20 protein-coding genes and 1 tRNA gene are annotated in these 19,505 nt (G+C 36.7%); 5 read left to right on the top strand and 16 right to left on the bottom strand.

Going from position 1 to position 19,505, the window contains the following annotated elements:
- Window positions 1–32: 32 nt before the first annotated feature.
- The 7 genes from ACKI30_RS03175 to ACKI30_RS03145 all read right to left on the bottom strand — a co-directional run bounded on the left by ACKI30_RS03175 (window position 33) and on the right by ACKI30_RS03145 (window position 8,205).
- A complete protein-coding gene (locus ACKI30_RS03175; RefSeq protein WP_407409824.1) occupies window positions 33–1,541 on the bottom strand; it encodes a Mur ligase family protein in 1,509 nt (502 codons plus the stop codon).
- Entirely contained in the window at window positions 1,534–2,919 is a 1,386-nt protein-coding gene (locus tag ACKI30_RS03170) for a Mur ligase family protein (protein ID WP_407409822.1), read from the bottom strand. The genes ACKI30_RS03175 and ACKI30_RS03170 overlap by 8 nt, the downstream gene beginning before the upstream one ends.
- 123 nt (window positions 2,920–3,042) lie before the next feature.
- Window positions 3,043–4,230 (bottom strand): aconitase X, encoded by a 1,188-nt coding sequence (locus ACKI30_RS03165; RefSeq protein WP_407409821.1) that lies wholly within the window; start codon window positions 4,228–4,230, stop codon window positions 3,043–3,045.
- A gap of 1 nt (window position 4,231) precedes the next feature.
- Window positions 4,232–5,566, bottom strand: a complete 1,335-nt coding sequence (locus ACKI30_RS03160) for a DHHA1 domain-containing protein (RefSeq protein WP_407409820.1) — start codon at window positions 5,564–5,566, stop codon at window positions 4,232–4,234.
- Window positions 5,556–5,954, bottom strand: a complete 399-nt coding sequence (locus ACKI30_RS03155) for a 30S ribosomal protein S15 (protein ID WP_407409818.1) — start codon at window positions 5,952–5,954, stop codon at window positions 5,556–5,558. Before ACKI30_RS03155 ends, ACKI30_RS03160 begins: the two co-directional genes overlap by 11 nt.
- Window positions 5,955–6,007: 53 nt before the next feature.
- Window positions 6,008–6,559, bottom strand: a complete 552-nt coding sequence (locus tag ACKI30_RS03150) for an XTP/dITP diphosphatase (RefSeq protein ID WP_295161698.1) — start codon at window positions 6,557–6,559, stop codon at window positions 6,008–6,010.
- Window positions 6,560–6,606: 47 nt separating this feature from the next.
- A complete protein-coding gene (locus ACKI30_RS03145) occupies window positions 6,607–8,205 on the bottom strand; it encodes a bifunctional N(6)-L-threonylcarbamoyladenine synthase/serine/threonine protein kinase (protein WP_407409816.1) in 1,599 nt (532 codons plus the stop codon).
- Window positions 8,206–8,284: 79 nt separating this feature from the next.
- On the opposite strand from ACKI30_RS03145, the gene ACKI30_RS03140 reads away from it, so the two are divergent.
- Both ACKI30_RS03140 and cobT read left to right on the top strand, forming a co-directional pair.
- Window positions 8,285–8,788: a hypothetical protein gene (locus ACKI30_RS03140; RefSeq protein ID WP_407409814.1), complete on the top strand. Its 504-nt coding sequence runs from the start codon at window positions 8,285–8,287 to the stop codon at window positions 8,786–8,788.
- A complete protein-coding gene (gene cobT / locus ACKI30_RS03135) occupies window positions 8,781–9,848 on the top strand; it encodes a nicotinate mononucleotide-dependent phosphoribosyltransferase CobT (RefSeq protein WP_407409812.1) in 1,068 nt (355 codons plus the stop codon). Before ACKI30_RS03140 ends, cobT begins: the two co-directional genes overlap by 8 nt.
- A gap of 83 nt (window positions 9,849–9,931) precedes the next feature.
- On the opposite strand, the gene ACKI30_RS03130 is transcribed toward cobT, so the two are convergent.
- Window positions 9,932–10,765 carry an undecaprenyl-diphosphate phosphatase gene (locus ACKI30_RS03130; RefSeq protein WP_407409810.1) on the bottom strand — a complete coding sequence of 278 codons (834 nt, stop codon included), beginning with the start codon at window positions 10,763–10,765 and terminating at the stop codon, window positions 9,932–9,934.
- A gap of 12 nt (window positions 10,766–10,777) precedes the next feature.
- The gene (locus tag ACKI30_RS03125; RefSeq protein WP_407409808.1) at window positions 10,778–11,701 is read right to left on the bottom strand and encodes a branched-chain amino acid transaminase; all 924 of its coding nucleotides are present in this window, start codon (window positions 11,699–11,701) and stop codon (window positions 10,778–10,780) included.
- Window positions 11,702–11,822: 121 nt separating this feature from the next.
- On the opposite strand from ACKI30_RS03125, the gene ACKI30_RS03120 reads away from it, so the two are divergent.
- Window positions 11,823–11,894 (top strand) — tRNA-Val (locus tag ACKI30_RS03120).
- A 268-nt stretch (window positions 11,895–12,162) separates the two neighbouring features.
- Window positions 12,163–12,990: a F420-dependent methylenetetrahydromethanopterin dehydrogenase gene (locus ACKI30_RS03115; RefSeq protein WP_407409806.1), complete on the top strand. Its 828-nt coding sequence runs from the start codon at window positions 12,163–12,165 to the stop codon at window positions 12,988–12,990.
- A gap of 116 nt (window positions 12,991–13,106) precedes the next feature.
- Here ACKI30_RS03115 and hisB read toward each other — a convergent pair whose 3' ends face one another.
- From hisB to ACKI30_RS03090, 5 genes are all read right to left on the bottom strand, one after another.
- Window positions 13,107–13,685 (bottom strand): imidazoleglycerol-phosphate dehydratase HisB, encoded by a 579-nt coding sequence (gene hisB / locus ACKI30_RS03110; protein WP_407409804.1) that lies wholly within the window; start codon window positions 13,683–13,685, stop codon window positions 13,107–13,109.
- 39 nt (window positions 13,686–13,724) lie between these two features.
- Complete coding sequence (locus ACKI30_RS03105; protein ID WP_407409802.1) at window positions 13,725–13,925, bottom strand: 4Fe-4S binding protein; 201 nt, start codon at window positions 13,923–13,925, stop codon at window positions 13,725–13,727.
- A gap of 9 nt (window positions 13,926–13,934) precedes the next feature.
- Window positions 13,935–14,627, bottom strand: a complete 693-nt coding sequence (locus ACKI30_RS03100; protein WP_407409800.1) for a TOBE domain-containing protein — start codon at window positions 14,625–14,627, stop codon at window positions 13,935–13,937.
- 63 nt (window positions 14,628–14,690) lie between these two features.
- The gene (locus ACKI30_RS03095; RefSeq protein ID WP_407409799.1) at window positions 14,691–16,253 is read right to left on the bottom strand and encodes an oligosaccharide flippase family protein; all 1,563 of its coding nucleotides are present in this window, start codon (window positions 16,251–16,253) and stop codon (window positions 14,691–14,693) included.
- 49 nt (window positions 16,254–16,302) lie between these two features.
- On the bottom strand, window positions 16,303–16,887 hold the full coding sequence (locus tag ACKI30_RS03090) for a flavodoxin family protein (RefSeq protein ID WP_407409797.1): 585 nt from the start codon (window positions 16,885–16,887) through the stop codon (window positions 16,303–16,305).
- Window positions 16,888–17,017: 130 nt separating this feature from the next.
- On the opposite strand from ACKI30_RS03090, the gene ACKI30_RS03085 reads away from it, so the two are divergent.
- Complete coding sequence (locus tag ACKI30_RS03085; RefSeq protein WP_407409795.1) at window positions 17,018–17,872, top strand: phosphoserine phosphatase; 855 nt, start codon at window positions 17,018–17,020, stop codon at window positions 17,870–17,872.
- On the opposite strand, the gene ACKI30_RS03080 is transcribed toward ACKI30_RS03085, so the two are convergent.
- Window positions 17,869–18,150 carry a zinc ribbon domain-containing protein gene (locus ACKI30_RS03080; protein ID WP_295161726.1) on the bottom strand — a complete coding sequence of 94 codons (282 nt, stop codon included), beginning with the start codon at window positions 18,148–18,150 and terminating at the stop codon, window positions 17,869–17,871. The two genes, ACKI30_RS03085 and ACKI30_RS03080, sit on opposite strands and share 4 nt — an antisense overlap.
- A 51-nt stretch (window positions 18,151–18,201) precedes the next feature.
- Window positions 18,202–19,443, bottom strand: coding sequence for a bifunctional 5,6,7,8-tetrahydromethanopterin hydro-lyase/3-hexulose-6-phosphate synthase (locus tag ACKI30_RS03075; RefSeq protein WP_292739148.1), 1,242 nt, complete (start codon window positions 19,441–19,443; stop codon window positions 18,202–18,204).
- Between the last annotated feature and the right edge of the window lie 62 nt (window positions 19,444–19,505).

Genomic DNA, 19,505 nt, shown 5'->3' with positions numbered 1-19,505 from the left:
AAAATAAAAATATTTAATTCACGTATTGTGAATTATAACTCGAAAACTATTGACTTGAACTTGGTAGCGGCTTCACCGATAGCAATAACCATTTCACAGTCCAGGTTTAGAGCTTTTCTTAACCCGTCACGCACTTCCTCTTCGGAAGCTCCAAGAGTTCCTTTCTTCTCAAAGTCATCAACATGATTTAAAAATATCCTGTCATTCAATTTAGGATTGGCTCTTAACTTTTCCAAAGCTATCTTTTGGGAAGCAACTGATGCCGGAACAATGAACTTTGAGAATTTCAAAACGCTGTTGAATATGTCAATGTCACCAACATACCCTGATTCGGATGAAACAGTGATAACAGTTGTAAAGTCCCCAAACAATTTTTTAAATTCTTTCAATACAGTTTCCACACCAGCAGGATTGTGAGCGTAATCGACGAAAATGTCTTTTCCTTTGACTTTGGCAACTTCTTCCATCCTACCGCTTACGCCAGAAAAACTTGCAATTGACGGCAATATCTTATCATAAGGTAAATCAAGGAATTTATGAGCTGCAATAATGACCCCTGTTAGATTGTAAACATTGTGAAGTCCGTCGACACCCATTTTAACTGTTAATTTTTCAGTTGGAGTGTGCAAATCAAATGTCCTGTTAGGCAAGTCAATATTTGTTGCAATATAGTCAACCTGAGGAGTGGTTATTCCGCATTTGCAGAAGTAGTATCCGCAACCGGAAATTATCTCCTTAACTGCAATCTCTTCACCGCAGACGCATTCCTTCATACCAATGGAATCCGGAAGCTCATCAACTCCGAATGTGATGACTTCGCCTTTAAAGTCAAGCTCTTTTAAAAGTCCCATTATGGTAGGGTCCTGTCCGTTGACAATAAGCTGTCCCAGACCTAACTCTTCAATGAATTCGGCCTTGACTTTAGCATAGTCCATAAAGCTTCCAAGGTCATTTAAATGATCAGGAGTGATATTTGTAATCAGACCGGAGGACATTTCGGTATTTTTAACAATTCTTCCGATTGTGCCCGGAACGCCGAAGGTTCCGACTTCCAAAATACCCACATCACCATCAAGTCTTGACTGTAAAATCGGAATGAACTCTGCATTGCCCTGCATGCCTTCCAAATCATGTTCGCATGGTTTAATTCCATTATCATAAGCGATTTTTTTAAGCAATGTTGTGGTAGTTGTCTTGCCGTTGGTTCCGGTAATTCCAAATACCGGCTTTTCAGGCTTTATCATATCAATGATGTCGCACAATTCCAAAATAGGTTTATCGCAATTCCTTAAAACCTCAGAATCCTTAGGCAAGCTTGCAGGGGGAATTATATAATCCGCCTTTTTGAAGAATGTTTCAGGAGTTTTTCCATAAAAAACTTCTATGTCATAACCTTCCAAAGCCTTTGCAAATCGGCAATCTTTTTTAAATGACAAATCAGTGCCTATGACATCGTATCCTCTCTGTTTTAGAATTCTGGCAATTAGATTGCCATTTGCGCCACATACGCCTATAACTCCAAAGGTCTTATTCTTATTCATATTTCTTACTCCCTTCGTCAAGTCCTTTCATGATTTTTTCAACGGTAGTCAGTCTGTCATATGCTATAAGAGGACCCATGTGCAAGATGATATCTCCAGGTTCAGAGTATTTGAAGGTCTCACATGCAGCTATTTCAATGTTTTCAACAGCCACCTTTTCGATATCAGGATTTGTGATTGCATCAAGGATTTCTTGGGCAGCATCCATTTCCACCTCTTGAGTAACTTCATTAAATCCGCTTGCAATTACTACCTTGATATCATAGTTGCTTACCAGCTCACCGACTTCCGCCTTGTCCCTTACAGATAATGTATCAAAATGATCCAAGAACAGAACCACACTTTCGTCTTTGAAATAGTCAAGTGTGATTTTCATTCCGTCATATAAAAATGCGGAATCAAGAATTACTTTTCTTCCGTTATAATCTCCCACATCTTCCATGTGTGCAGGCAATCCCTTAAATACTGTTAAAGCATCAATGATGTCCTTTTGGTCCACTCCATAGGTTAGTGCAACCGCTGATGCAGCAACAGAGTTTTCAAAGAAATAGCTCATCATGTTGAATGGGGTTGTAAATTCCACATCCTTTGATTTGATTGTCAATGACTTGTCGCCTGCAGTTCCCTTGAAATCAACATCCTCATCCAATGCATAGAAAATAGCATCATCACGAACGCTTTCAATTATCTCACGGCAGGAATTGTTTGCAATAAATGTTTCACTCATCGCCTGCAAGACCATTTTACGTTGCTGGTATTTTTCAAGTGAGCCTCCGAATTCAGACAGGTGGTCTTCTGCAATGTTTGTTAAAAGACCAATTTTAATGTCCAGCCTGTTTAAAAGGCCGATAGTTCCATGAGGAAGTTCAAAAATAGCTATGTCACAATCCTGTGCCTTGCCCTTGACAATACCATCGATTATTGCTTCTGAAACGAGGTTGTTTACCAAGGATGAACAGGACCATACCTTATAGCCTGCCTGCTTGAAAAGACTTGTAGTGATGAATGTGGTTGTTGTTTTACCCATGGTTCCAGTAATACCGATGATATCCACTGGAATCAAATCATTAACGGTTTTAGAAAATTCTTCATTAGTTAAAACTTTTAAATCTGAATCTTTAACTTTTTTAGCTATTGGAGCAGTTTCCGGCAATGTAGGAGGCATATAAACAGCATCAAAACCATCGACTGAAGGGTCTTTATTTGCCATATCTAAGATAACGCCCTCTTTTTCCATTTCAATTAAACTTCTTTGAAACTCAATCTTGAATTCAGATATGTCTTTCAAATCAGTTACTACAACATCATGGCCCAAATAATTAAGCAATCTTGCAACGGGCCTACTAGCATTTCCGGCACCAACAACTAAATAATTCATAAAAAGTCTTCCTCACAATTTCTATTAGTATAATTTATTGATTTAATGTAATTTAAAGGTAATGAGAAAAAAAGTTTTTTGTAATAAAATAAGCTAAAATTAAAAAAAAGAATTTTAGAAAACTTATTCGAATTGAATAAGATTTTCTACATCATTATAAACAACATCAAGTCCACACATTGATGGAACATAGTTTGCTGCTTTTGCTGAATTTACACCAATTACTTCAAAGCCCATCTCTTCAATAGGAGCTACAACCATACAGGTGTCACATACGACATTTCCACCTGCAGATTCGATTATTTGTGTGTAACCCATTCTGTCGGCGGTTGCTTTTACGCTAACTGATGTGCAAATCCATAATTTATTTTTAATGGTTTTTCCTTGTACGATACTTGCCACTTGCTTAATCTCTTCAAGTGATGCATGAGGACATCCCAAACAAATCAGGTCAGGTTTTCTGTCAGTGGTTGTTAATTTTTGACGGGTTTCCTGAATTTCCTTTTCAGATATGAACATTATATCTTCAATTTCGGCACAATCTATTAAATCATGCTCAGGAGTAACGTCTTCAACATGGTAAAGCGCAACTGAACCTGATGAAGCTAGTGCCGCACCAAGGGTTTTCAGGTCATTGTTGTTTGGAGTGTTCGGAATCTTGAAGTAAGGAACTCCTCCACCAACTACTTTACCGATAATGTAGCCTAATGCACCGAAATCAGCGCCTTTCAGCTCAGTTTTTACATCAACAACAAGATTTGCTTTTCTGTTTTCAGGCAAATGGAAACCATATAAAGGAGTCTTTCCGACAATTGCTGCTGCAAGAGCTGCAGGTCCTCCTTCACGGTTGGTTCTAGCACCGATTACAGAATTGACATAAGCAACAGCTGATGATTCGGACCATGAAACATGATCCCTGAATCTTGGAACATTACCAACCAAATAAGGAGTGCAGGTACATGTTTTTGAAATACCAAGATTTGCGTATGCATCTACAATCTGATTCTGTTTAATTGCAAAATCCTTTGGAAAGCCAAGTTTTTCCCAATTATCCAAATCGGTTCCAGGCGGATTTAATGATGCATTAATGGTTGCTTTACCAGAGCCATCAAGTGCCAAATCTTCAAGATACTCTAAACCGGCGTCCCCGATAGTTTTATAGGAAACACCAGATACCTGTGCAGAGGTAATGTCGACCAATTTAGAAGCGCCATAGATATCTCCTAATGCAACTAGGATATCCATACTTTTTCTAATGGTCTCTCCGAATTCCCCATCACACATTTGTTGTTCTTCATTTGTTAAAAACATACTAATCCCCATTTAATTGATATTCTACCATTTCATCAACTAAGTGCAAGAAATTATCTTTACTTTCAAATGGAATCATAGCGCCAGCCGCAATATCGTGGCCACCACCATTGCCTCCAAAGTTATTGGATGAATCCTGTAAGGCCTTACCTAAATTAACGCCTTTTGCAACCATGTCCCTTGTTGTCCTACCGGAAATTTTAATGTCATTGTGAAGCCTTGAAAGTCCTAAAACAGGTTTGGAATCATCCAATAGCTCAACTGACAATCCTATACTAGCAATAGTTCCCATTACAGATTTCAATACTTTATCTTCACTGTACAGGTACTGGATAGAATTCAGCTGTTGAGCGCCTTCCCTTTTAATCCATTCAAGACCTTTGACAATCTGGTCACGGTACTGGCGTTGCAATCTTAAAGCCGCATCTAACGCCTGGTCCTTTTCACCTAAAGCAATGCTCAATCCTAATCCTTGCTTCTTATTCTTACCGCATGCATCCAAAATATAGGAATATTCCTCCAAATCACGCAGCATTGGAGCTTGACGAGCTACGGTATAGCAGTCCCCAAAGATATCCGGATTGATGTTAACCAAGGCTTCCTTCAATAAATCCTTTTCCTCGTCTTCCATATCAGTGAATTTAATACCGTAAGATAAGTTCATGCGCTCTAAAAATTCACGAGCGCCGTCCAAATCTCCACTGATTCCTGGAAGAGGCGGTGAAAAAGTGTAAGCTAGAGATTTAAAAATTGGTTCTGTTGATTTTGAAACAATCTTTAAACCTTCATGGATTTCCAAATTACCACTGGCAAGTGCATCGTCAAGAATCATTTTATTTACGCCAGTAAATCCACCTTGACCTTGCATATCTCCGAATGCACCAACCAAAGCATAATAAGCTAAGTGTTTCTTGTCCAAATCACGAATGGACAAGTAAGCAGATCCAGCACCGCATAAGTCCTTACTTCCGTCTACACCGAAAAGGTGAGGGTTCACGTGGACAACGTTGCTGTCTGCCTCAACATCATTAACTTGATGGTGGTCTGCAACTATAACATCATGCTTATAGGTGTTAAATTCCTTAATGAATGGACTTCCCATATCTGAAAATATGAACAGGTCATATTTTTCACTTCTTAACTGATTTACGATATCTTCCTTAAGACGTGGGATAAGGGTAGTGTGGAATTGAACATTCTCTTCAGCCAAAGCATTAGCTATAACTGCAGCTGCAGAAATTCCATCAGCATCGTTATGAGAAATTAATCTTATAACAGTATCATTTTCCATATGCTCCTTGAGCATACTGCAAGCTTCACTAGCTCTATTTAACAAGGAGTGCTGCTTCTCTTGGATTATATCTCCATCCTTCTGGTAATTTACCTTCACTTACATAGTAAGAAGCTAATCTTCTGATTCTGGATTCAATGATAGTTAATCCTCTTTTTGAGTGTAAGTCTTTTGGGTTTTCTTCTAAGTGATCTCTGATGTTAACTGCTCTTCTGATTAAGTTCAGTAAGTCTTCTGGGTAGTCGCCAGCTTGACCGTTTCTTCTTAAGATTTCAGTAATTCTTTCACCAGTTACATCTTTAACGGAAGGGATACCGTATTGGTCTCTTAATACAATACCGATTTCGGAAGTACTTTTACCTTCTCTGTTAAATTTTAAAATCATTTCTTCAATTTCTTCATCACTGTAAGTTACCCATTCTGGTCTTGCCATAATATAAACCTCTTTAAATTTTTTAAATCTTAAATAAGCCCAATTAAGTAAAACTACTCTTTAGAAGAATACCATTTTATGAATTTTTCTAAAGAATTTTTTCTATGTGAAAATTGGTTTTTTTCATCAGTTGTAAGTTCTCCAAAGGTCTTGCCCTCACTAGGAACATAGAAAAGTGGATCAAATGCAAATCCTAAATCTCCTCTTTCTTCAACTGCGATTTCACCTGACACCTTGCCTAAAAAAGTCTTGGGCTCAGAATTGGGGGCACAGTACCCAATAACTGACCTGAATTCGGCATAACGGTCAGTTGAATCTGCTAATAACTTTAAAATTCCCTGATTTCCAATAGTATCCTGAACATAATGGGAATACACTCCCGGAAATCCATTCAAAGCTTTAATGAATAAACCAGCATCTTCAACAATCACAGGACAGTCAAGTTCATGACAAGCATATTTTGCGCCTGATATGGCCACTTCCTCAAGAGTTCCCTGAGGTTCTGTGTAACCTAAATCAATATGCTTTAAGTTAATGTCATAATCTTTGAAAATGTTCTCTGCTTCTTTAACTTTATGTTCGTTACCAGTTATAAATGTTATCATATTTTTAAATATGAAATTAATTTTTATTATAGATGATGGTTAAAAGGTCAGTGGGTGTATCTTCCACGAGACTCAATATCGGATATCGTATTTATGATTGATTCGTTGCCGTAGCCTTTCAGGACACAGTCAAAGTACCTGACAGCAAGGTTATAGTCAATGCTCTGTAAGGACTTTTTCAAAACAAGCAAATCGACTGCCTTGTCCTCGTCAAGATTGGAATGTCTTCCAAGCCCGAAATCAATGAAAACAAGCTGGTCATCCCTAAGCATGATATTGGATGTGGTAATGTCACCGTGAATGATGTCTGCTTCGTGAAGTCTGGAAATGTTTTCACCCATTCTAAAGGCCAAGTCCTCATCAATGATATCTTTGACCATGACTCCGTCAATTTCCTCCATCAAAATAGACTTGTTTTCCAAATCAACATCATATAAGACAGGAGTTACTACACCTGCCCTTTTTGCATCGGACAATAGCTTGGCTTCAAGCTTGCATCTTGCGCGTCTGATTTTATTGTCGATTTCCGGAATTCTGTAATTTTTAACAATCCTATCCTTTAAAACTGCCTTTTCGCCCAAATAACCGGATTTGACAATGTTGGATTCGGCACCCTTTGCAATCAAATCATCGCTCAATGTCAGATAGCTTTTGGTGTTGTCTATCCATGGGATGTCAACTTCATCTGTTCTGAACTTCTGAATGATTCCTGTATCCTTCAAATCCAACGGTCCGAATTCATTATACATCAAAAGACCCAGCCATGCAATCATGACACCGTTGTCCCCGCACAGTTTCATTTCAGGCATGTAAAACTTGGCGCCATGCTCTTCAGACATTGTCTTAAGCATTTCCCTTAAACGTGAATTTGCTGAAACGCCTCCGCAAAGCATAACCTCATCCTTTTGAGTGTGGGAAAGAGCACGTTCTGTAACCTCAACAAGCATTGAAAATGCGGTTTCCTGAAGTGAAAAGCAAATGTCCTCCATTGCAGTTCCCCTTTCATGTTCCCTCAATGCGGCTGAGAGGAGTCCTGAAAATGAAAAGTCCATACCCTTTACTATATACGGAAGGTCAATGTATGAGCCCTGCTTTGCCAGTTTCTCAATAACAGGTCCGCCAGGATGGCCCAAACCTGTTTCACGGCCGAAATGATCAAGACAGTTGCCGATGGCTATATCAAGGGTTTCACCGAAAATCCTATATCTTCCGCTTTCATAAGCAATTACCTGACTGTTACCTCCACTTACGTAAAGTGAAACCGGATTGACAGCTCCAGTGTCAAGTTTTCCGACTTCAACATGACCAATGCAGTGATTAACACCTATAATCGGCTTTTTTAGAGATAATGCCAGAGTCCTTGCAGATGTTGCAACAATCCTCAGCGCAGGCCCGAGACCGGGACCCTGTGAAAATGAAATCAAATCAATGTCATCATATGAAAGGCCTGATTCTTCAATGGCCTGTGGAATCAGTTTAGGAATCCATTCTGCATGATGCTCTGCAGCTATTCTCGGGTGAATGCCCCCTTCCTCTGGAAAAAGCTGTTTTCCAGCCATAGCTAATATATTTCCATCACTATCTACAATACCTACACCGGTTTTTTCCGCAGTTCCTTCAATTCCCAAACTTATCAAGATAATCAACTAAAAAAATTAATTAATTATTATTTAATAAATTGAAATATAAAAATATTTTTTAAATTTAAAAAACATAGGTAAAAGCATGGGATTTTATAGCGCAAATACTCCGGAACAGAAAAGGGTTAAAAAATTAACAGGAGACATTAACATCAGTGAAATGTTCAAAAACGAATGTGAAACTCGTGGAATTGCAATTTACAATGCATATAATATTCAAAAAAGACTATTGCATGAAGTCGAGCAGGAACAGCTCCACGGTGTTAAAGAGGTCGACGACAGACTGATGGAATTGCTTGACGAAAGGTCAAAAAAAGAGGTCACACACAGGTATGTGGACTTCATTTCAAATGAGGACAGTGCATCAAGAGGAGTAATACCTCCAAGGTCAGATGAAAAGACAACACTGCCTCCAAAAGACCAGATTAAAATTCCGCCTAGAGCAAGGGACGGAAAAGAATTCTTCAGAGATGATGAGCTTCCGGAAATGGAAATGCTAAAGAAAATCATGCTTCAAAACAAGAAAATTATTAATCAGAACAAGATTATTATTGACATGCTTAAAAAATTAGGTGAAAACAATGATTGATGGAATTACAACTTACGGATCAAATGACTTGACAAAAACATTGCAGGAATGTGATGATCCGGTATTTTTACTTACAATAGGAACCACTGAAACTTCACTTATTGATGGAATTTCAGGAGCGGGTCCTTCAGCGGATTTAACAGAATACACTCCCGCTTCAGATGTGGAATTTATGGTTTTAGGCGAAGTCAGATGTTGTGAAGCACCTGCTGAAACCGTAGTGGGAGATGCCGCAGCGCCAACCCCTGCAAGACTTACAAAAGCAGCATTGCAGCTTTCAAATATCCCATTCGTTATTGTTGATGCAGGCTCCAAAATCAAGCCTGACGTGCAATACATAAATCTCGGAAAAGAATACGGAAGAGACATAAGAACCGGAAAAGGAGTATTGAACCCATTGGAAATCTTTGAAAACGCAAAAGATTTGGGAGCTGAATTATCAAGAAGACATGAAATGCTTATCATCGGAGAAAGTATTGCAGCCGGAACCACAACAGCATTGGGAGTATTAAGGGCATTGGGCTATGACGCTAACGAAAAGGTAAGCGGAAGCATGCCGCATAACCCTCATGACATGAAAACAAAAGTCGTGGATGAAGGGCTGAAAAATGCAGGACTTGACCCTGAAACAGATGACATTGACGCAATCCAGGCAATTGCTGCAGTGGGTGACCCTACATTACCTGCAATAGCCGGAATAATTTTAGGTTCCGAAATCCCAATTATCATGGCCGGAGGAACACAAATGGCTGCAGCATGCGCAATCATAAAATCAGTGCAGCCTAACTTCGATTTTTCAAGAATAAATCTGGCTACCACAGTATTTGTAGCCGGTGATGAGACCGCAGATTTATTCGGAATACTAAAACAGATTGATGAAAACATTACCGTTAATGTGGTTGACCCTAAATTTGAAGAATCAGAACACGAAGGATTGAAAAATTACCTGAAAGGATTTGTTAAAGAGGGAGCCGGAGCCGGAGGTGCAATGTATACCGCACTGGCTTTAGGAAACTCTCAGGAAAAACTTAGAAAAAGAATAGAAAAAGTATGCAAATAGAGATTTAATCTCTACCTTTTTTTATTTTACAACATCACATAAAATTTTAAAATAAATAAAAAAAGGATGTAAATGAATTACATCTAAAATATATGAGCAATTGAGCCCATGAATACAACTATGCCAACTATCCAGCAGTAGTAAGCAAATATATCCAAACTTCTGTTTTTAATTAAGTCCAGCATCCATCTAATAGCAATATATCCCGCAATGACTGATGCGATGAAACCTAAAATCACAGGTAAAAAGTTTACATCCAATGCAGATCCAATATCTTTAGCCTGTAAGATAAATGCGCCTAAAATAGCCGGAATAGACAATATAAAACTGAATTTTGCAGCAAATTCCTTGTCAAGACCTATTGTAAGACCTGCAGCTATTGTAGTACCTGAACGTGAAAGACCCGGCAATATAGCGCATGCCTGACCTAATCCCATCCATAATGCTTCTTTTTTAGTGATGTTATTTAGATTAACATTTCCGCTGGCCATCCTTTGGGATAAATAAAGAATTGTACCTGTTACGAACAGGAAAAATGCCGGAACATACAATGCGCCTGAAAATAAAGCGTCAACAGAATCCTCAAATAATAGTCCGACGACACCTACTGGAATGGTACCCAATATAACATACCAGGCAAGCCTTTTATATGGGTCAGCGTAAAAACCTTCCTTGAATCTTCCTTGAATGAGGTCTTGTAAACTTAAAATCCAAGCACTGAGCATTTTAATAATGTCATACCTGAAGAACCATAAAACGGCAATCAAAGTTCCCAAATGAAGAAAAGTGTCGAAAGCAAGATCTGCTTCAACACCCAAAAGGTTTTGGATAAACACTAAATGTGCTGAACTACTAACCGGCAGAAATTCAGTTAACCCCTGAACTATACCAATTATAATTCCCTGAAATATATCCATAAATTACACCGCTTAGATATAACTTAACCAGTTGTATTTATCTTCAACTTTGGCTTCGACAATATCAAAGAAAGTGCTTTGTAATTTTTCAGAGATTGGTCCTCTTCTTCCGATTCCTATTTGTCTGTGGTCAATTGAACGGATAGGAGTTACTTCTGCTGCAGTTCCTGTGAAGAATACCTCATCAGCCATGTATAATCTTTCCCTTGAAATGACTTCTTCAACTACTTCATAACCTAAATCACGTGCGACAGTCATGATGGTGTCTCTTGTAATACCTTTGAGGTTGGATGAAGACATTGCAGGAGTGAATAACTTTTCACCTTCAACAAGGAAAATGTTTTCTCCACTACCTTCAGAAACGTGACCTTCATAATCAAGCATGATTGCTTCGTCAAATCCGTTATCGATAGCTTCAAGTTTTGCTAATTGGGAGTTCATGTAGTTAGCACCACATTTTGCAAGTGCAGGGAAGGTGTCAGGTGCAGGTTTTCTCCAGGAGGACACTCCGATGTCCACACCGTTTGCCATACCTTCTTCTCCCAAATAGGATCCCCATTCCCAAGCGGCAATAACCACATTTACAGGGCATCCTAATGGATTTACTCCTAATTCTCCATATCCTCTAAATACAATCGGACGTATGTAACATGCTCCCAAATCATTGACACGGAGAGTTTCTAAAATAGCTTCCTCAATTTCTTCCTGTGTGAACGGAATGTCTATTTTATAAATTTTTGCTGAATCAAATAAACGTTGAACGTGTTCTTTTAGACGAAATACAGCAACGCCGTTTTCATTTTCATATGCACGAATACCTTCAAATACACTGGTACCATAATGGACAACATGAGAAAGTACTGAAATATTTGCATCTTTCCATTCAACAAATTCTCCGTCCATCCAAACTTTAGTTTCTTTATCGTCCCAAGCCATGATATCACTTTCAAATTATTTTGTAATTATAGATATAATATTATTAACTAATATAATTTCCTAATTAAATTTAGAAAAATAGAAAGGTATATATAATAGTAAATCCATAATACTATTTGTTGGTTCCGTGGTCTAGTGGTATGATACCTCCCTTACAAGGAGGGGATCACGAGTTCGAGTCTCGTCGGAACCACTCATTCTAATTTTTTAAAATTCTTAACTTTTAGTCAACACTATCATCAATTTTTAAAGAAAATTTTTTTAAAATCGGCTCTATTTTAACACAATTTTACATAACAAAATCGAAAAATTTTATTAAACCGTACATGTTTTTATCTGATAAATTAATATGATGAACAATATTCATGAAAATAATTAATACAATAGTTAAAAACATTAAATAATAAAATTTAAATAGTTTTTGAATTAAAATTATAACTATCAAAAAAGGAGATTTAATTATGGTAGTTAAAATTGCTATTATTAAAAGTGGTAATATTGGTACTTCACCAGTAATTGACCTATTGTTAGACGAAAGAGCAGACAGACCAAATATCGATGTAAGAACCTTTGGATCTGGAGCAAAAATGAACCCAGAACAAGTAGAAGACGTTGTTCCTAAAATAGACGCTTTCGAACCTGACTTCGCAATCTTCATTAGCCCAAACCCAGGAGCACCTGGTCCAGCTAAAGCAAGAGAATTATTATCTGAAAAAGACATTCCTGCTATTATCATCGGTGACGCACCTGGTATAGGTAAAAAAGATGAAATGGACGAACTAGGTTTAGGTTACATTATTGTAATGTCTGACCCAATGATTGGTGCAAAAAGAGAATGGTTAGACCCAACTGAAATGGCTATCTTTAACTCTGACATCTTAAAAGTACTCGCAGAAACCGGTGCTTTAAGATTAGTACAAAAAACCATTGACGATGTAATTGCACAAGCTGAAGCTGGTGAAATTGAATTACCTAAACTCATCATTACTGCTGAAAAAGCTGCAGAAGCTGGCGGATTCGCAAACCCATACGCAAAAGCAAAAGCTATTGCTGCATACGAAATGGCTGGATCTGTTGCTAACTTAGACATGAAAGGTTGTTTCATGACTAAAGGTTTCGAAAACTTCATCCCATTAGTAGCTGCTGCTCACGAAATTGCTGCATGCGCTGCTAAATTAGCACAAGAAGCAAGAGAAATCGAAAAAGCAAATGATACTGTTTTAAGAACCCCTCACATGAAAGAAGGAAACCCAGGTTGTAAAACAGAATTAATTTCAAAACCAGAATAAGTAGTTTAATTACTACTTTTATTTTTTTATTTTTTTTAGAAAACCACACCAAACTAAAAAACAGTTTTATAATATTAGCTAATTTTATCAAAATTTTAAAAAAAAGAAAGAAGTATTTATAATACTCCTTTTGTAGAAGGAATCTGATCATGCTCTACTTTTACAGCTTCTTTTAAAGCTTTAGCAAATGCCTTAAAGATAGCTTCAGCCTTATGATGATCATTAGCGCCTTCAACAGTACCGTAAATATTTATTTTTGCGCTGCTTGCGAATGATTCGAAAAAGTGAATAACAATATCGGAGGTCATGTCACCTATCTTTTCATTTTTGAAATCAAGTTTCATGTTGCAATAGCTGCGACCACTGATGTCAATTGCAACAGTAGCGACAGATTCATCCATAGGAACGATGGCATGCGCCATTCTTTTAATACCTTTTTTATCGCCTATGGCTTCACTGAAAGCCTCTCCAAGCAATATTCCAACATCTTCAATAGTATGGTGATCATCTATTTCAATGTCACCTACAGCCTGAACGTCCAAATCAATCATACTATGCTTTGAAAAAGACTCCAACATGTGATTAAAAAAGTTCACACCTGTGGAAATGTTATAACTTCCACTACCGTCCAGATCCATTTTTATTTCAATGTCTGTTTCTGATGTTTTTCTTGAAACATTCGAATTTCTAGTCATACTCTAACCTACATTTTAATTGATTTTAGCTTCAAGCATTTACACTTCTTCGCCAGGACGTACTATTCTAATGCAGTTTGTAGGGCATACCATAGCACATAATGTACAAACATGACAATATCTTAAATCCAATATACGTGCAACGTCAGTGACTTTCCAAATTTTAGCAGCTTTCGGACAAATCTCTTCACACTTACCACACGCAATACATTTATCTTCATCAACTAAAATTCGTAACATAAAATCACTCTATAATTTTAAAGTAGCTACTGACATGGCCTTAAACCCAATATAAACCTCTTTACCTATGCTGAGGTTTAATTCTTTTTCTGCTGAAACAGTTATATCACAGCATAAAATGACTCTGCCAACATTGACCTTAACGCGAATAATCTCGTTTTCAAGTCTCATCTCAACTATTTGACCTTTGAGAATGTTGCGGATACTTGATGTTTGCGGTTCCAGCATTAAAACAATATTATCATAGCTAATCAATGCTAAAATATTATCTCCAATCTCATATTTTCTGTTTAAAGGAGCATTAATCTGGAATTCATCCATTTTAATTGTCATTACGCCTTTAACTTCATTAATATTAACAATTTCAGCTTCTATTTCATTAACGTCCTTATGAAGTTCCATGATAGCGTTAATTTTTTTGCATTCTTTCAGAATAGAATATCCTTCTTCTGTAAGGGTAGTGCCTCCACCCCCACCTTTTCCACCTTTAGTTGTATTAACAATTTTTACATTAAGTGTTGATTCTATCTTTTCAATATAATTCAGTGCAGTCCTATATGACACGTTAACAGCTTTGGCAGCCTGTGTTAATGATCCTGTATCCAATATAAATTCCAAAAGTTGATATTTTTTACTGTCTAACAGGAAGGAATTGCCGTCAACATTGATTTTATATTCAACACCTGCTCTCACATCAGCCATATATAATCCCCCAATTATATAATATGATAAATTTATGTAGTTGATATATAAATAATTTTTTGGTTATTTATTTCTAAATTCTATTTTTTCTACAAAATTTAATAGTTTATTAATAATTTTAGACAACGGACCTAATTTAGAGGAGTATTCCCTTAAAGTTGCGATATCTTCCTTTGTGAAGAACCTGACAAGAATTAATGCAAAGAAATAAACAATCATGCATGCAAATATTCCTGGGAATAACCATATGACTGATTTAGGAATCAAAAGTCCAATTATACCCATAATGGCTGTTGCAGACAATATTTTAATAACTGCCTTGGTCGGAGCCTTTGTCTTTGTCAGTTTGAAAACAAAGTAGATGCATGGAATCATCATTAAAAAACAAGCGATAGTTGTAGCTGCCGCACCGCCTGCAATTCCTAAAATTGGAGCAAATATCCAACAAAGGCCTGCAGTAACCATGGAACCGAATATCAAAATGTACATAGGGATTCTAGGATTTCCAATACCCTGAATGATACTGGTTGATATTGCAAATATTGAATAAAATGTCATACCTACAGACAGTATAGCCAAAGCGGGAGCACCTGCGGCATAAGCAGGAATCTTGAAGTAAAGCAATCTTAAAATAGGCACTGAAAACAATGCAAGACCTATACACATAGGAACTACAAACAATAATGAAATCTTATATGATTCGCCGACATATTTCTGAAGTGCTGAAATATCCTTGAGTTTGAATGCCTCGGATGAAGCCGGCAGGATTGTAGTTGCCACAGAAATAGAAATCATTAAAGGCAATCTGGCAATAGGATCAGCTGCTGTGAAAAATCCAATGCTTTCCAAGGTTAAAAATCTTCCCATAATAAGAGTACAGATATTATAAATAAGCATTTCAGCAATTGCTGTGATGATAACCGGAATAGCGAATTTAACTAACATCCATCCCAACTTCAGCTCTTCACGCAATGGGAATTTAAAGTCATCACTATATTTCGGTATGTATTTTCCCATATAAAACTTAAATATGACAACAGAAGAAAGTGCAGCAAGAGCATAACCGATTACAGTACCCCACAGTGCACCGACAACAGATAAACCTATCAAAACAAATGCGGTTGCAAACAAAATCATTCCAAGCTGCTCGATAGCACGGGTATATACAATATATTCCATTTTGTATACTCCCTGAAATGCACCTCTGAATGCGCCCAGAACAACACTGAACGGGGTAATCAGACCGATAATCTGTAAAGGAACCATTACTTCAGGCTTACCCATGAAATTATTTGCCAATAACGGAGCAATGACAAAAATCATTAAGAATCCTAAAACCAATCCAAGCAAAACCATGATCTTCAATGCCGTATAAATGGTCTGCCTGGCCATGTTATGGTCATCGACAGCTTCATATTCTGCAATATATTTTGAAATAGCTGGAGGAAGACCACCGGAAGCTAAAGTCTGAAAGATTCCCTGAACAGACATTGTGGTTCCCAGAATACCATTATTAACCGGCCCCAATAGTGTAGCCATTAAAAAACGGTACAGGTAACCTCCAATACGGAAGATTATATTACCTATGAAAATTATCAAACTGCCTCTTACTAACTTATTTGCCATAATATACCTTTAAAAATTAGTTATTATTAATATAAATAAATTTTAGTATTTAAATATACTTATTTAAAAAATTTTCAAATTCGATTAAAGTCCGATTTAATGACTCCCAACCATAAGAATCGCTTTTAATATTGTCTAAAGAATCATCAGACCAGAATGAAGCTCCCAAATTTGAACCAAAAGGACCTCCACTTACGGGAATTATCCCATGAATCATAAAATATGTAATATTTTTTAGATGTGCAAAATCCTGGCCACCGGTCCTGTCTCCGCCAACGGCAATGCTCATGCCTATTTTTCCTCGAAGCAGGTTATAGTCGATCGCTTCCAGTGCCCTGGTTCTGTCCATAATGGCTGACAAATTACTGCTTATGCCTCCGCTTTGAATAGGAGTGGCTAAAATAATGCCGTCAGCCTCCTGAAGATTTCTGTAGACATCAGCCATATCATCTTCAATGATGCATTTCTTATTCTCCAGACAGTAATCGCAGTGCATGCATGGCTTGATGGATTTGGCCTGACATGTAAACATTTCACAGTCAAAGCCGTCCTTTTCAAGTTGGTTTAACGCATTTTTTAAAACATACTCTGTTGTATTATTTCGAGGGCTTGCACAGATACCAAAAACTTTCATGAAGATAACTTTGTAAAACAATCATTAAAAAATTTTTGAATTAAAAACAAACAATTAAGGCAAAATCAATTTAAAAATAGGATAAGATTTATAATTAAAAACCTACAAAGTATGATATGAGGATTCAAATATGAAAGTTGGTAAAGGTATTGTAAAAAAATATTCAAGAGAATACAACAGAACTCTGAAAAACGGTGAACGTAAAAAGTACACTACTGAACAAATCCAAATTACAGTGCCTAAAAATGAAGACATTTACCAAAACAAGGAAGAAGTATTGATAATCCCCCACTCAGAAATTGAAAATTTTAAAGAAATGGAAGAAGAAAATCAGGCATTGAAAGTTGCAAATTATTTATATGTTGAGGAAGTGAAAAAATTGGAAAGACAACTAGACGAAAATACTAGCACATCTGCGCTAGAGTTCCAAAGGGAAATTGAAAACTTAAAAGCCGAACTTGCTCAAAAAAATAATGATTTAACTGAGATGGAAAACAAATTCAATGCATTGCATGAAGACAACCTCAACGATTTAAAACAGGAAAATTCATTAATTAAAGACAAACACTCCAAACTGATCATCGAAAATGAAAACCTGAAAACCAAGTTTGTCAATATCAAAACCGAAAACGAAAACCTGAAAACCAAATATTCAAGCATTAAAGAAGAAAATAAAAATCTAAAAACCAAATGCTCCAATTTAAGGGAAGAACACTCTTCAATTAAGGAAAGCTACAATCAGGTAAGTTCAAAATACGATCAGTTAAAACAAGAAAATCTCAATACTAAAACCAGCTATGCTGAAATGTATGAACTTAACGAAGATTTAGAAAAAGATTATGACTCACTTCGTCTTGAATATAATGATTTAGTGGATAAATACAATGAACTAGAAGAAGAGCTATTCAATATTAAAAACACTAAATCCCGTGACGAATATATAGCCAATAAAGTTAAAGAATTTATTTTAAATAGTAAAAATTAAAGGGTTTTATAGTCATCTTGAAACTCAGGATTCCACCTTTTTAATCCAGGGATAAAAGTAGCTGTTATAGCAGTTGCATGAGTCTCAGGCAATCTATCATTTTTAGCCATCATCTCTTTAGTTTTTCTGACTATCATTTCTTCTAAAGTTATATCCGGTTCTGTATATTCTCCGTTTTGATAACAATCACAGCAAAATTCATCATTAAGGCTTCCATCTTTATTAGTTCCATAATCTTCTTTTACAATAGGCCTTCCGCAAGAATTACAAAATCCCATATTAAAAACTCCTTTTAAAAAAAAATAGTTGTAAATTAGAATAAATCTAATTTACTTATCATTCACTTCAATGTTTTCATCTTCATCCATAGCAAGTCTCATGTTGTCTGGATCTGGGTCGAAATGTTCTAAGAAGTCTTGTGCAGCTCTTCTTACATCTCTGGAACCGATAATGTATCTACCAGCAATAATGATGTTAGCACCTTTATCGATAGCTTCTTCAACATTGTTAGGTTTAATACCACCAGCAACAGCAACAAGACCTTTTTTGCCGAGGATTTCTTTAATATCTTTAATATTACCCCATTCAGTCATGTCACCAGTATCTTCACCATGTTCAGCTTTATATGATTCCATGTCAACATTCCTGTGTAATAAAACAATATCTGGTTTTAAATCATCAGGAAGTAATGCTAATTTATCAGCAAATCCTTTAACATTCATCATATCAAGTATGGAGTAGATACCTTGTTTTTGAGTTTCGTGAATTGCTTTAGCAATAGATTCGATAGTACCTAAACCTGAAATAGCAACTGCATCTGCAGTTTCATCAGCTGCCATTTTAACTTCTACACGACCAACATCTAAAGTTTTCAAGTCAGCAATAATGAATGCATCTGGACGTAAAGCTCTGATTTTTCCAATAATACCGACACCGAACTTTTTAACAAGTGGAGTTCCTGCTTCGAGAAGGATTCTGTCATTGTCTGGTAATTCAGAAATGATTCTTTCCATTGCAGCTTCATTATCAAGGTCAAGTGCAACTTGCAAGTATGGTGGTGACCAAAGTTTTTTGACTTTGAATCCCATGATTGGGTGAGTTCCACGGTCTTTTTCTGCAAGCACTTTTTCGATGGATGGGTATCCTTCCATTGCTCTTCTGATAGCTAATTTGGTTGCTCCGTAGTTGTACTGATAAATTTTTCTGTAATCTTTAGCAGAAGGATCAATGAATACACTTACGTTTATTACAATGTCTTCAACAATATCTTTTGGAATGTATCCGTCTTCTACTGCATCAGCTACTGCTCTTGCAACTGCAGTTTGTGCAGGTCCAAATATTTTGCTTGCGTCATCCAAATCACCAACAGTTACTTTAGGAATGATTAAAGTAGCTGGTTTGGTCATTAAGTTAGGTCTAATTACACTTGTTAAAGGAGTGTGTCCTACAGAAAGATTTGATAAACCATTAGCGAAAGCTTGACCAACTGGTCCTTGTTTATCACCGATTAATAAATCAACGTGTGCTAATTCAGGGCCATCTCCAATAAGAGCTTCTCCAATTCTATACATTGAGTCCATTAAATTTCCTCCGTAATATAATAACATTTTATAATATATTTTTATTTGTAAAT

Source organism: Methanobrevibacter sp., assembly GCF_045539575.1.
Lineage (GTDB): Archaea > Methanobacteriota > Methanobacteria > Methanobacteriales > Methanobacteriaceae > Methanocatella.
The sequence above is the reverse complement of the archived record's forward strand: the minus strand, read 5'-3'. Positions and strand labels throughout refer to the sequence as shown.

Coding starts and splice junctions, on each gene's coding strand:
- ACKI30_RS03115 (WP_407409806.1), top strand. CDS start 12,163: ATGGTAGTTAAAATTGCTATTATTAAAAGTGGTAATATTGGTACTTCA.
- ACKI30_RS03090 (WP_407409797.1), bottom strand. CDS start 16,887: ATGAAAGTTTTTGGTATCTGTGCAAGCCCTCGAAATAATACAACAGAG.
- ACKI30_RS03125 (WP_407409808.1), bottom strand. CDS start 11,701: ATGGCTTGGGACGATAAAGAAACTAAAGTTTGGATGGACGGAGAATTT.
- ACKI30_RS03085 (WP_407409795.1), top strand. CDS start 17,018: ATGAAAGTTGGTAAAGGTATTGTAAAAAAATATTCAAGAGAATACAAC.
- ACKI30_RS03175 (WP_407409824.1), bottom strand. CDS start 1,541: ATGAATAAGAATAAGACCTTTGGAGTTATAGGCGTATGTGGCGCAAAT.
- ACKI30_RS03095 (WP_407409799.1), bottom strand. CDS start 16,253: ATGGCAAATAAGTTAGTAAGAGGCAGTTTGATAATTTTCATAGGTAAT.
- ACKI30_RS03140 (WP_407409814.1), top strand. CDS start 8,285: ATGGGATTTTATAGCGCAAATACTCCGGAACAGAAAAGGGTTAAAAAA.
- ACKI30_RS03100 (WP_407409800.1), bottom strand. CDS start 14,627: ATGGCTGATGTGAGAGCAGGTGTTGAATATAAAATCAATGTTGACGGC.
- cobT (WP_407409812.1), top strand. CDS start 8,781: ATGATTGATGGAATTACAACTTACGGATCAAATGACTTGACAAAAACA.
- ACKI30_RS03075 (WP_292739148.1), bottom strand. CDS start 19,443: ATGTATAGAATTGGAGAAGCTCTTATTGGAGATGGCCCTGAATTAGCA.
- ACKI30_RS03150 (WP_295161698.1), bottom strand. CDS start 6,559: ATGATAACATTTATAACTGGTAACGAACATAAAGTTAAAGAAGCAGAG.
- ACKI30_RS03105 (WP_407409802.1), bottom strand. CDS start 13,925: ATGTTACGAATTTTAGTTGATGAAGATAAATGTATTGCGTGTGGTAAG.
- ACKI30_RS03165 (WP_407409821.1), bottom strand. CDS start 4,230: ATGTTTTTAACAAATGAAGAACAACAAATGTGTGATGGGGAATTCGGA.
- ACKI30_RS03130 (WP_407409810.1), bottom strand. CDS start 10,765: ATGGATATATTTCAGGGAATTATAATTGGTATAGTTCAGGGGTTAACT.
- ACKI30_RS03155 (WP_407409818.1), bottom strand. CDS start 5,954: ATGGCAAGACCAGAATGGGTAACTTACAGTGATGAAGAAATTGAAGAA.
- ACKI30_RS03170 (WP_407409822.1), bottom strand. CDS start 2,919: ATGAATTATTTAGTTGTTGGTGCCGGAAATGCTAGTAGGCCCGTTGCA.
- ACKI30_RS03080 (WP_295161726.1), bottom strand. CDS start 18,150: ATGGGATTTTGTAATTCTTGCGGAAGGCCTATTGTAAAAGAAGATTAT.
- hisB (WP_407409804.1), bottom strand. CDS start 13,685: ATGACTAGAAATTCGAATGTTTCAAGAAAAACATCAGAAACAGACATT.